Here is a 12,652-nt window from a genome sequence, read left to right on the forward strand (position 1 = left end):
TAGATACAACAGAGTATATCTGTATTATCTATCCCTTTATTTTGGTCCTATATAATACAATGCTGTGAAGTTTTTTGTATTTTTAAAACAAAAAAATGCATGTTGTTCCAAAAAACACGGGGTTATAACTTTTGTTTTTGTATAAAAATGCAAAGGTGTTATTTTGTTGTATATTTTACTAATGCTTTTTGAACGCTTAAAATACTGTCATCACTTTTAAATTCCTTTGTAATCGGTTCATGCATACTAGATACCCAAATTTTAAGTTCTGCATCTAAATCAAAATGACCTGCTGTTTCAATGCTAAATTGTGTAATGCTTTTATATGGAATAGAATGATATTCTGTTTTCTTACCAGTTACTCCTTGTTTATCTACTAAAATCATTCGTCGATCTGTAAATACAATTAAATCTCGAATCAATTTATACGCATACTCAACTTGTTCATCATCAAGCATAATCTTCTGTAAGTCACGCTCAACATTTTCTGTACTCGTATCAGATGCATTTCCGAAAATACCACTAAATAAACCCATATAAAATTCCTCCTTTATGATCTGTGGAATGAGTTTCTTTTATTGTATCATGTTATAGACTAAGAGATTCTTACAATGCAGCAAGAGCTTTTTTAAGCAAATGCAATGAATTTATTGATACTTCATCATAATATCTTGTGCTAAAATATAAGTGTTTAGAAAATCAAGAAACAAATATAGAGGGATTATAAATGAAAAATATCGGTTTAGTATTAGAAGGTGGAGGCATGAAAGGGTTATATACAGCAGGGGTACTTGAGTACTTTATGGAAAATGATTTGTTTTTCCCATATGTAGTTGGAGTATCGGCAGGAGCATGCATGGGTGCAACTTATTTATCGCGTCAAAAAGGAAGGAATAAAAAAGTAAATACAGAGTTAGTATCTGATCATCGTTATATATCTTATCGAAACTTAATACGAAAAAGAGAATTGTTTGGTATGGACTTTCTTTTTGATGAAGTGCCTAATAAAATTGTACCATTTGACTTTCAAACTTTTTTACATGCAAATGAGCAATTTGTAATCGGCACAACAGATTGCGAGACAGGACAAGCTGTTTATTATAATAAGCAAGAGCATGGGAATGATATATTGAAAATTATTCGCGCATCAAGTTCTGTTCCATTTATTGCTCCAGCTGTGGACTATGATGGTAAAAAACTTTTAGATGGGGGAATCATTGATCCTATCCCTGTTCGAAAGGCACAAATAGATGGATTTCAAAAAAACATTGTTATTATGACAAAGCCAAAAGGATATGAGAAAAAGCGTAATAAGTTTTCACCAATGGCAAAATATTTATATAGACGATATCCGAAAGTCTCTAAGCTTTTAGTAGATCATTATCGGTTTTATAATGAGAGCATTTCATACATGTCTTCAGATGAACAAAAAGAAAACTTTTTTGTAATTCAACCAAGCATGCAGCTTCCTGTTAGTGGGATTGAAAGAAATAAGGACAAGCTTGTTAATTTATATAATCTTGGGTATCAGGATGCAAAGAATCAGTATGAGCAGTTATTAGAATGGATAGAGAAATAATAACTATAGGGGTGAACAGTGGATACTAGGAAACAGCACGTAAATTATCACTTTACTATCTTGATAAATAAGAATGTAAACACACAGACTATATTGTTTGTGTGTTTTTGTTCATAAAATATACAATATTAGTACCCTGTTTATATAGGGATTTATTTACAAAAAAAGAAGTACTAATATACTGCGGTGGAGGAGGGAAAAGGAATGAAGTCAATACTAAGCCCAAAAATAACAGAGCTTACAGATCAATTAAGCAATGGAGATACACGAGCTTTTCATACATTTTTAGATGAACTCAAAGCAAATGAGACGCCACTTATAGAAACTTGTCCAATGAATAATCAGTATCATCTTATTACTTACATATGGCTAGGCGATAAAGACACAGAAAATATTTATGTATTTGGTAGTTATCCTGGTTGGGATCTTCATTCTAATCGACTAGAACGGCTTTCAGACACGAATTTATGGTACAAAACATTTAGAACGAACAAAAGGTTTATTTCTATCTATCACTTTTCAGTTAATGATTATTTTGAACAAAATTGGATAGCGCGTAGTGAACAGTATCAGTTAGATCCATTTAACAGTCATATATTCGGAGAAGGAACAGATAGAGCAGCTGTTTTAGAAATAGGAATGGAAATGCAGTACGATAAAAGATTCCCTAAAAATTATAATCCTCAGGGAAAAGTTGAAACATATTCTTTTTACAGTTCTGTTTTAGGCAATACACGAAAGATATATATTTACACACCTCATGATTATTCTCTTACATCAAGCCTTCAAAATCTTATCCTCACATTTGATGGAAACTCATTTATGCAAAATCTTTCAGCACCAGCAACACTCAATCATCTCATTCATAAACAAGAAATACCTTCGTGTATTGTTGTTGGAATTGAACACGTAGATCGATTAAATGAGCTTACTTATAACGACAAGATGAATGCATTTTTAATAGAAGAGCTACTTCCTTGGATTCAAACAAAATATCATGTATATAAGGATCCGGCGCATGCAACAATTGCTGGTTTAAGTTTAGGTGGCCTAGCGGCGTTTTATGCAGCACTTCAGAATCCTCATGTTTTCGGAAATGTGCTGTCATTGTCAGGTTCTGTACATTGGAAAAAGGACGGGTATGAAGAAAAACTTCCCTGGATGGAGAAACAATTTTTATCAATTAGTAATACGCTGAGATTACGTATGTATATGGCAGCTGGAACTCTTGAGAACGAACCGCCTTATACAAGCCAATAGGAGCTTGTATAAGGCGCTTAGAGAAAAAGAATACCAAATTACCTATAGTGAGTTTCAAGGCGGTCACGACGAGATTTGGTGGCGAGAGCAACTTGCTGAAGGTTTATTAGCATTAAATAATTCAAGATCGTTATCTTAAAAAGAAATGAGGAGGTAAAATATGAATCAAAAGGATTTAGATAAAGAGTTAAAAAAACAAGAGATTTTAGTAAAGGATGAGAAGGTTTGGGATTTCACGTATGAAGATCATATTAGTTCTATCGTTAAGCGGGCAGAAAAATCAGGAGCTTTTGATGACCTACCTGGCAAGGGGAAACCACTTAATATTGATAAAAGCCTTTCGTATAATCCTGAAAAACAACTTTATAAAACATTGAAAGATAATCATGTTTTACCTAGGTGGATTGAGCTTTCGAAAGAAATTGATTATTTAAAGGAAAAGCTGAAAGAGATTACAGATTCTAAAGAAGCAGCAAAGCTAGTTCGGACTATTAATAAAAAAGTTTTGGAACATAACCTTTTGTGCCCAGCATCTGCACAAAAAATGAGAGTGAAAACGGATTTTTAGTATTTTTCAATAAGCCTATTTCTTGTTATATAATTAAAATAGGCTTATTTCATATATTATGCAAAGGAGGAGTAGAGGGTGACAAATACATACCATATTTGAAAGTGAATTTGGTGGGTATCCGTATGTACCTATTCATCATGAGCATCCAAAGGATTCGAATGGACAGCCTATGATGTTACTTGTGCAGTTGAATTTTAGAGAGATTCCGCATATTGAATCTGTGCCAAAGAAAGGATTACTATAGTTTTTTGTAAGCAGAGATGCTGATCTTGTTGGGGCTGATTTTGACCATCCAACAAAACAAAAAGATTTTCGTATTATTTATCATGCAGAATTAACGCAAGATGAAACTCAAATTGTAACGGATTTTAGCTACTTAAATGCTATTGATTCAGAGAATTTTATTGTGCCTAGAGCAGCAAAGTTAAGATTTGAAGCAGGTTATCAACCTGTAACACTAGGAGATTATCGATTTGAAGAGTTTTTTAGAGATGCAATTCATTTAGAAGAAATCGATGACGATAGCGTAGAAATGGAATTTCATAGATTGTACAATAAACACTTTGAAAGCCAAGGGCATAAAATTAGAGGATATCCATTTTTTACACAAACGGATCCAAGAGAATGGGAAGAAACCTATCAAGAACATAACACCTTATTGCTACAAATCGATACAGATGATTCTCTAGGAATTATGTGGGGAGATTGCGGCATTGCTAACTTTTTTATACGAAAAGAAAATCTACTAAACCTAAACTTTTCAAATGTACTTTATAATTGGGATTGCTGTTAAGTCTAAAAACACCTTTAATATAGCGGAAAATAGGGAAGAGGGGTTGAAGTATTTCGCTATATCTGTGTGAATTACCGGTTATAGCAAGAATCTTAGTGTGAAATCACAATTTTAAAACTTATGTACGTAGTTACATGAATAAAAAGTCAATATAATTTACAAAAAGAAATATAAACCAATATAAAAATTCTTCCTAAAAAATAGGGAGAATTTTTATAGGAATAGTATCGGGTTATGTTAACTAAGATAAAAAATACAACGCAATAAACAACTTGTTATAGATAAACCCTAAATTTAACCATATTAAGAAAATAAGATGTAATTATAAGGAAATGTATAAATGTATAATAGATGATGAAAAACTTAAATGCGCATGCGGAAACAATGTAATAACAAAAAATGTAATAACAAAAAATGTAATAACAAAAAAATTTTAACGAATTACGTAATAAATTTATGTTCATCAATGTTTTTGTATGTTGTAAACTCAGCAAAATTTTTATTCTAAAAATGCTGTAGAGAAATTTAATTGTAAATTTACTATAAAATCTATAAAAATTTAAATAAGTAATATGTAAAGCCGATTTCATAAAAAATATCCGTTTCATCTCATTTTGTATAGTATACTTGTGTTTAGAGACAGGAAAACACTTCTTTTGTATAACTACCTATAATATATATTATGTTAACTGCGAAAATGAAAATAACTTACTTTTTGTTTCATTCCCCCTTTTTTGCTATTATTTAACGAAAAAAAGATTAGTGTTAGAATGCAGCATTCACACTAATCTTTAAACGGAATTTTAATTTGAATGTATTTGTTCAAAGCGATTTTTGAATTCTAAATCATTTTTTAACCAGCTTTTAAATGTCGCTTTGCTCATATTAAGATATTCGCAAGACTTATTTATACAATTGTGTTGCTTATATTGTATGAGAAAATCATTTTTCCTTTGAGCAACTGCTGTTTTTGTTCTTTTTAATTTTCTATCATGTAATTGTTCTAAATCTAAAGTTTGGTTTGAGATTTTGTTCTTGTAAGGTTTGGATTAAAGAATTCATAAAACTATGTGATCCACCTACGAAACTTACAGTATAAGTTGGATAGTTCACATAGCCATCTCCATCAAAATATCCCCTAATAAAATGATGCAGATACTCTTTTGGGACAAATGGGAATTGTACATCGTATGATTTACTAGGCATGATTCCGTGTAAGTCCATGAGATCGTTTTTCATGATTTTGCTATTTAGATTCAACATATAAACGCCAGTATTCTTGTTTTGGTATAACGGCTGGTTTGAATTGAGTTCTATTTTTATATCTTCTAAGATTCTGGAGTCTTTTTGAGAAATGCTTACAGTTTGATTATCTTTTGTAATGACACCATCTGCAATGAAAAACCCTAAAATATATGCCATATTATTAGACCAATGTTTAAAGTAATCTTCATTTAAATTATATTTTCGTTTCCAACTCCCTCTTGCTCTTCTTTCGACATTGTTATCTGCTAGAACCATACGAACATATCTTGCGGAAACGTTAGCTGTTTTTGCGATATTTGACGTGCTCTTCCCTTCTAAATAAAGTTTAATCATTTCTGCTTTTTTCAGTGTGCATTTAGACTTCTTTTTACTCCTTTCATTCATATTGATTTGCCCCTTTCAAAGATATAAATTAAGTGCTACGCCCTTTCCTCTATATCATATAAAAGGACAAATGTTCCATCTATTATTATCTACCGAAATCAATCGTAGCGTTTTTATTCAATATAAACCTGATATCCTCCCTTCTTTCTGCTGCTATCTGCTCTTCCTGTACTTTACATTTGTTTTATTTTTGTGACAGCTATGTAGCATTTTTCCTAGAGTTCTCTTCCGACGGTTCTTTTTACACCGTTTAATTTATAGAATTTTTAAATTCAATAGAATTATCACCCCTTTTTTTCTTAGTTTGTATAAACTCCATCCTTTAGTATAAATATATAAATCTAATTGTTCCTATTTTGTTTAAATGAATCATAGCTGATTAGATTTATGTGATAAGGTTTATAAAAATTTAGGAGGGGTTATTGTCTTACTAGGTGAGTCTACTCATGGTTCAACAGAAATGAATCAATCAAAGGTTCGTATGATTAAGTATTTGCATGAAGAAATGGGTTATGATGTGCTTGCGTTTGAATCAGGCTTTGCGGAAGCAAATGCCGTTGTATCAAAATATAGATGATTTAACAGCTAGACAAGCTATGAAGAAAGCTATTTCTAACGTGTGGTCTACAGAAGATGTGGAAGAACTATTTCAATACATAAAAGAACAGAAAGAAAAAGGAACGCCTCTTATATTAACGGGATTTGATATACAAATTCCGTGGGATGCCTCTACTGCTACATTTGCAATATTTGCGAATGAATGGATTGGCAAATTGAATCCTGAAATAGGTAAACTACTCGTAGAAGCAGAAAAAGAAATCGTGAAATATCGTTCCGTTTCTACTTATGAAAAATTTCAAGCAATGCAGGCACCCCTTTTGGACAAGTACGAAAGGATAAAAGAATTTATCCAAAAACATAAGAATCAATTACAACAAGTAGCGCCTAAAGCATCATATGATGTGAATTTGCTAGAAAAGTTAATCAAGATTCGAATTGATACCCTTAAAACGTATATTCCAAATCAAGTAAAAGAAGAATTAAGCATCCCCCCTCAGCCAGTTTTTTCGGATTTTTCATATTACTCACATGACAAACAAATGGGACAAAATTTAGCGTGGTTAAGTGAACTGCAGTATAAAAACAAAAAAATGATTGTGTGGGGACATAATTATCATATACGAAAACAGAACGCTAAAATGTTAAAAGCAGATCCTTATCCAATTCCATTTCCAAATATGATGGATGTTATGCCAAAATACTTGAAAGATCAAATGTATTCTGTGGGATTACATGCGTATAGCGGGAGCAGTTTAGGTTCGAATAACAATGGCCCTTTTCCTGTAAATGAAAAACATGCAGCTAATAGTATCGAAGAAATTTTGAAATCTGCGCAACATCCGCATTTAAAAGGTGAAGAAAATCGTCCTGAAACCTCTTGGATGTATATGCCAATTATCGGACTGCATTGGGGACAAAAGGAAGAAATCATGATTCCTAACCAACAATATGATGGTATTCTATGGTTAGAGCATATTACACCTTCTCAGATTAAATAAAATAAAAAGCGCACCAAGAAAGTGGATGGTGCGCTTTTTATTTTATATGGTCACTAGGAGATATATTTTTCTTTAACCAATCTTCTTTATGAAGGATATAGTGATTTTCTATAAAGCTCTTCTCCCTCCTTTTATGTCTTAGGATGTTAAACAAATCATTCATGTATAGCAAACACGCATAACTATTTTAACTATCGTATGTAAATTATACACTTTTTATTTTATCTAAAACTTATTTTATGAAATTATTAGTTTAAATGTATTCTGCTTAAAATGAACAAGAAAAGACACCTTATATAGGTGTCTAAGAATCTTATGTATCATACAAATCAAATGGAATTATTCTTTTTTCTCTTCATCTGTCTTCCCGTAAGCGAAAATCTCAAAAACGAATTCACATAGACCAACTACGACTTCCCCAATTACTTCGTGCATTTTCCCACACTCCTTTTTTGTAAATCTATCTTAAGTATATGAGTGGGATGTTTTTAAGTGCTATTGGAGAAGGTGACATAAACATTACAAATTTGTAATGTTACTCTAGTTTAAATGACACCAAATTTCTTTAACGCGTAAGATATTCCTCCTTCGCTTGCTCTTTTGGTAACGAAGTCTGCTTTTTGTTTTAACGTATCTTCTCCATTTCCCATGGCAATTCCCAAACCCACATACTCCAACATGTCGATATCATTTCCGCCGTCACCGAAAGCAATGGCTTCGGATTTGCAAAAGTTGAGATGCTCCAATACTTTTTTAATCGCAGCTGATTTGGATACTTCCGTTTCTTCAAGTACATTCATTACGTAGCCATGAAAACGCTCGAATCTAAGTTTTGAAAATCTATCTAGAAATTTTTGCGCTTCACTGTCGTCCGCATACAAACATATACAGTAAATTTCGTCTGATAGAGATTTCATTTTTTCGGGATATTGTGTAAGGTTCAAAGTTTCTTTTAATGCCCCCATGACCCGCTCATCATCGGAACCCATGCCGTTCATCGTAAATAGCTTGGTAAAATAAGAAACACCGTGTCCGTTCAACTCAGCAAAAGCAGAAACATCTTGAACTGTTTCTGTTGATAGTACTGATTTATGTATAACCTTCTCGTTACATGTTATAAGCGCACCATTAGCAGAAATAAACGTATCAATGCCCATAGTCTTAAACTCTTCGCACAAATTGTACGGTCTTCCTGTTGTAACTACAACTTTTAATCCTCTCTCGATTAATTTCTCAAGTGCTTCTTTTGTGCTTAACGGTATACTTCTATCCACTTCGCTTAATAGGGTGCCATCAACATCAAAAAATACAATTTTGTACATATGTAATCCCTCCCTTGTTAAATTGCGCTATCTTTATACAATAACTAATAGTGTACTTTTTACAAACATCTCAAAATACGTTCTACACTCAACTAAAATGAAGCAGTTTAAGCGTTTTTTCAAAACATGGAGTTCTTCTTTCGTATGGGCCTTTTACTAAATTAAAAAACTGATGTTATCCTATTTTTTCACTAGGTTATTTAGAGGTAGGTTGTCTAACCTGTTAAATTCTTTGCATTCATATTCTACTAATGTATGATTTATAATGACACATCTATGTTCTAATATATGATGTTCATTGAGCATTTTAGGTAGAAAGTGAGGTATCATCGCCCCTACCCCATAATTATACTTACTAAGTATCCATGACACGCCTTTCCAGTCTAAAATCCCTTCGGCTGTCTTTTTAGGAGTTTCGTAGTAAAAGTCATTAGGCACATCTACTACATACGCATACATGCCACCTGAATATGTATGATCCATTTCCCATGTTATGTTTCTAATTTTAATATAAAGCAACCATTACTTATATAATCGTATAGTCATCAAAATATTGATCGATACTTTTTAGTTTCTCTACTTTAAAATTTATAATAGCAAAAGAACTCTCATGTAAATGTAACTTTTCATCTAAGGTAATAATATTGCCGTCTGTATCAATCAATATGAACGAATAAACACCCTCTATAGTAGCTGTTACTTTTCCTAACGCTTTTTTATCCAACCATATAGATAATCCTGCAAACAAAGAAGCAGTAACAAACACTTTGTTATCTATTAATTCAAATTTAATATAGTCTGGACTGTCAATATCAAATAGTTCAACGTAATTACATTCCGAATTCTCGTATTCTTTTGTATAATAATCAATAAAACTACTAATAAACATTTCTTTGTTATTCAAATTTTCTAGTATTTCTCCGCTTTCATTCAGTATAAGTTCCTCAAGTTTTTCGCTTGAAAGTATTTCGTTATATATTTGCATAGTTATTTCTCCTAAGCCCCTATTATTTCTGTGCATAATAATTAAAAAGGTAACGATTTGTATTTTAATAAACCTTTTTCCATTCATGTTTTGAATCAATTACTCTAATTTATTTTCAATGGGATATTCTTGGTTATTAAGTATCTTTCTTCTCATATTTGTTTCAACTTAAAATATTAGCTTTATTATTTGTGAATAATTGTCCCATTAAAAATATATGGTACAGTTTCTTTTCTTTGCAATAGATTTTTTAAATGTTCGGGAAGTTGTAAATATGTTTCTGCAATTTGTAGTTCCATCCACGTAACTTCCTCGATCTCTTCTGGTCGTGATATATGTATTTCTCCACCTGTAATTTTCCCAATAAAGTTAATGAAAATAGCATGGTGACCTCTTTCTTCAAAAAATGCTTCACTTATTGAAAAAATCCCATCTACCTCTATATCTAATCCTGTCTCTTCTTTTACTTCGCGAATTGCTGCTTCTTCTAACGTTTCATCAAACTCGACTGCACCACCCGGTAAAGTAAAATAAGAAGCATTTGAACCTGTATTTTTAACCATTAATACTTTTTCTTGAAACTCATCGTAAAGTAGTACGTACGTTACAGTTACTTTTTTCATAGGAACCTCCTTAGTAGATCTCTAGTATACAGTTCTCTATAAAGCGATGTATCTCCTTGCTAGTAAATTTTAAATATTATTATATGGAATATTAAGGATATCTTTTGTTTTTATTTAAAGATATAATAGTAAGAAAAAACAAAGATTGTGAATGGATGAAATGCAACCGCATAAAAAGAAAAGACTTAGAAAGAAAAAACGTAATCGAAAAACATTTAAGCAAATTGTATTTCAATGCTGGATCAATATTAAGAAGTTTTTTAAAGTATTGTTTGTTTTAGTGCTTTTTGGCGCGTTTTGGGGATCTTGTTATTACATATTTGATAAAGTATCGAATCGGGAATTTACAGTTCATCTTGTTTTCGCTTTTGTAATCTGTTTTGTGCTGTCCTATATTCTAGGGCATATTATCAGCAAAGTTAAGGACTGGAATTTTTCAAATGCAGATGTGAATTTTAATGGGGATATTGGAGGTTGTTTACTAGCTCTTATTTTATTTCCATTGTTTTTGTTATTATTTGGTGTAACGTACTTTGGTGTGAACTACATTATTTATAAAATAACTGGAAATAAAAAATTTAATTCCTTCTCAAAAGAGCCCTAATGTTCATTTAGGGCTCTTTTCTATACAGAACACATGCAAAATGTTATGCTATTTTTCGATATAACTTTTGTGTTTCTTTCTTTTTCTCCTTGCTTGGTGGTCGAATTAAAATGGAGATAATAAAGGATACAATACATAGTATACCGATTGTAATAAAAGTTGGTTGAAATCCGCCTAACAGCGCTCCGATAAATGAACCTGCGAGTGCACCAAACCCAAAACCTTGATATACAATTCCATAATTTGTACTATGATTTTTTAAACCGAAGAAATCACCCACAATTGCTGGGAATATGGTAATATTTCCTCCAAAACAAAATGCGACACTTGCAACACAAGTAAAATAAATAGCGTAGTTTAAATTCATAAAACTCAGTGTAAAAACAGATAAGCCGATTACAATAAAAGTTGCTGAAACAATTTTTAATCGACCTATTTTATCTGATAATGTCCCAAGAACAATTCGGCCAACAGTATTAAAAACCGCAATCATTGTAACAGCATTAGCTGCGGTTGCTACACTAAGTCCTACGAGTTGAACTCCGATATCTTTTACCATACCGATTAAATAGAGGCCACTCATACATGATGTAAATAACATAAAAAACAATAAATAAACTTGTTTTGTGCGTAACATTTCTTTCGTTGAATAATCATTACTTAAAGTTTCAGATACTGTTTCATTCGTAGCAGCTTCACGTAAGAAAAAAGATCCCGCAAGTATTACAATCAAAACGATTATGCCCCAATATAAAAAGGCTTCCGATACACCAACTGTATCAATTAACTTTCCATTTACGTATTTAAAAATTAAGCTCCCCATTCCGTATGCTGAGACTGATATACCAGAAATGAGACCTTTACGATTTGGAAACCATTTAATTAAATTTGATAATGATGTGATATAGGCTGTACCATCTGCATAACCTACCACAACACCAGCTAGTAAATAAAGAAGTGGTAATGAGGAAACTTGTGAGCTAAGTATTAATCCAACTCCAAGAACAATTCCTGCGGTTGCGATAAGTTTACGAAGCCCCATCTTTTGTTGTAATTTACCTGCAAATAAAGTTGAAAATGATAAAGAAAAGCTGGTAATTGAGAAAGTTATCGCTACAGTATGAAGTTCCCAACCGAATTTACTTACTAAAGGTTGATTAAACAAACTCCATGTATAAATCGTTCCAAGACCAATTTGCACAATGATTGTGCCTAGGACAATCAGCCATGGATTTACAGATGCTTGTTTCATGCGAACTGTCCCTTTCTTATCATGACATGTTTTATCACAATTTAGTATATCCGTGATGAAATACAAGATACCAATTTAAAACTGGAAATTAAATTGAAGTCATTGTACAAAATAAACAAAAAGACACTTCGTTAAGAAGTGCCTTTTTGTCGATTAGATTATATACGGGTTCATTGTAAAAAGCTGTGTTAAGATAAGACATTTTCAAATGCTTATATACATTATAGTACCAAATGATGTCTTTATTTTTATGGGGCTTAAGATGTATTTTTCTTTCATAAAAAAGTCTTATAAAAAACAAAAATTAATATTCGATTTCCTCATAATCTTTTGGTTGTGGAACAGTTTGCATATTTGCAGCATCTTTTGGATCGCTATATATAGCGTTCTGCTCAACACTTGTGTCGTTGATGTTTTGTTTTTTACTTTTATTCGTTTGTTTTTTCATAAGGGT

Annotated in this window: 11 protein-coding genes and 3 pseudogenes; 6 read left to right on the plus strand and 8 right to left on the minus strand. The window is 31.9% G+C overall.

Features of this window, described 5'->3' with window-relative positions:
• Positions 1 to 158: 158 nt before the first annotated feature.
• Entirely contained in the window at positions 159 to 536 is a 378-nt protein-coding gene (locus tag NSQ40_RS13185) for a PH domain-containing protein (protein ID WP_003197904.1), read from the minus strand.
• Positions 537 to 727: 191 nt separating this feature from the next.
• Between NSQ40_RS13185 and NSQ40_RS13190 the strand changes: the two genes are divergently transcribed.
• From NSQ40_RS13190 to NSQ40_RS13205, 4 genes and pseudogenes are all read left to right on the plus strand, one after another.
• Complete coding sequence (locus tag NSQ40_RS13190) at positions 728 to 1,579, plus strand: patatin-like phospholipase family protein (RefSeq protein WP_033797614.1); 852 nt, start codon at positions 728 to 730, stop codon at positions 1,577 to 1,579.
• Between the two features lie 204 nt (positions 1,580 to 1,783).
• Positions 1,784 to 2,978: pseudogene (locus NSQ40_RS13195) on the plus strand (alpha/beta hydrolase).
• Positions 2,979 to 2,999: 21 nt separating this feature from the next.
• Entirely contained in the window at positions 3,000 to 3,407 is a 408-nt protein-coding gene (locus tag NSQ40_RS13200) for a DnaJ family domain-containing protein (protein WP_003197911.1), read from the plus strand.
• Positions 3,408 to 3,498: 91 nt separating this feature from the next.
• Positions 3,499 to 4,203 (plus strand): annotated as a pseudogene (locus NSQ40_RS13205) (YwqG family protein); the annotation flags it as partial.
• Between the two features lie 803 nt (positions 4,204 to 5,006).
• On the opposite strand, the pseudogene NSQ40_RS13210 reads toward NSQ40_RS13205, so the two are convergent.
• Positions 5,007 to 5,853 (minus strand): annotated as a pseudogene (locus tag NSQ40_RS13210) (LAGLIDADG family homing endonuclease).
• 515 nt (positions 5,854 to 6,368) lie between these two features.
• Here NSQ40_RS13210 and NSQ40_RS13215 point away from each other — a divergent pair.
• On the plus strand, positions 6,369 to 7,412 hold the full coding sequence (locus NSQ40_RS13215) for an erythromycin esterase family protein (protein WP_341286119.1): 1,044 nt from the start codon (positions 6,369 to 6,371) through the stop codon (positions 7,410 to 7,412).
• Positions 7,413 to 7,957: 545 nt separating this feature from the next.
• On the opposite strand, the gene NSQ40_RS13220 is transcribed toward NSQ40_RS13215, so the two are convergent.
• The 4 genes from NSQ40_RS13220 to NSQ40_RS13235 form a co-directional block, all read right to left on the minus strand.
• The gene (locus tag NSQ40_RS13220; protein ID WP_097787282.1) at positions 7,958 to 8,734 is read right to left on the minus strand and encodes a Cof-type HAD-IIB family hydrolase; all 777 of its coding nucleotides are present in this window, start codon (positions 8,732 to 8,734) and stop codon (positions 7,958 to 7,960) included.
• A gap of 180 nt (positions 8,735 to 8,914) precedes the next feature.
• Positions 8,915 to 9,217 (minus strand): hypothetical protein, encoded by a 303-nt coding sequence (locus tag NSQ40_RS13225; RefSeq protein ID WP_179863903.1) that lies wholly within the window; start codon positions 9,215 to 9,217, stop codon positions 8,915 to 8,917.
• Between the two features lie 43 nt (positions 9,218 to 9,260).
• Positions 9,261 to 9,818, minus strand: coding sequence for a hypothetical protein (locus tag NSQ40_RS13230; RefSeq protein ID WP_255291652.1), 558 nt, complete (start codon positions 9,816 to 9,818; stop codon positions 9,261 to 9,263).
• Between the two features lie 86 nt (positions 9,819 to 9,904).
• The gene (locus NSQ40_RS13235; protein ID WP_033797618.1) at positions 9,905 to 10,342 is read right to left on the minus strand and encodes an NUDIX hydrolase; all 438 of its coding nucleotides are present in this window, start codon (positions 10,340 to 10,342) and stop codon (positions 9,905 to 9,907) included.
• A gap of 151 nt (positions 10,343 to 10,493) precedes the next feature.
• Here NSQ40_RS13235 and NSQ40_RS13240 point away from each other — a divergent pair, with 151 nt between their 5' ends.
• Positions 10,494 to 10,946, plus strand: a complete 453-nt coding sequence (locus NSQ40_RS13240) for a permease (RefSeq protein ID WP_098159018.1) — start codon at positions 10,494 to 10,496, stop codon at positions 10,944 to 10,946.
• Between the two features lie 43 nt (positions 10,947 to 10,989).
• Here NSQ40_RS13240 and NSQ40_RS13245 read toward each other — a convergent pair whose 3' ends face one another.
• Together NSQ40_RS13245 and NSQ40_RS13250 are read right to left on the minus strand one after the other, a co-directional pair.
• A complete protein-coding gene (locus NSQ40_RS13245) occupies positions 10,990 to 12,198 on the minus strand; it encodes an L-lactate MFS transporter (RefSeq protein ID WP_098715780.1) in 1,209 nt (402 codons plus the stop codon).
• 304 nt (positions 12,199 to 12,502) lie between these two features.
• Positions 12,503 to 12,646, minus strand: a complete 144-nt coding sequence (locus NSQ40_RS13250; protein WP_003197930.1) for a hypothetical protein — start codon at positions 12,644 to 12,646, stop codon at positions 12,503 to 12,505.
• Positions 12,647 to 12,652 lie beyond the last annotated feature (6 nt).

Origin of the sequence: Bacillus sp. FSL K6-6038 (assembly GCF_038050455.1) — a bacterium.
GTDB classification, from domain to species: Bacteria; Bacillota; Bacilli; order Bacillales; family Bacillaceae_G; genus Bacillus_A; species Bacillus_A pseudomycoides.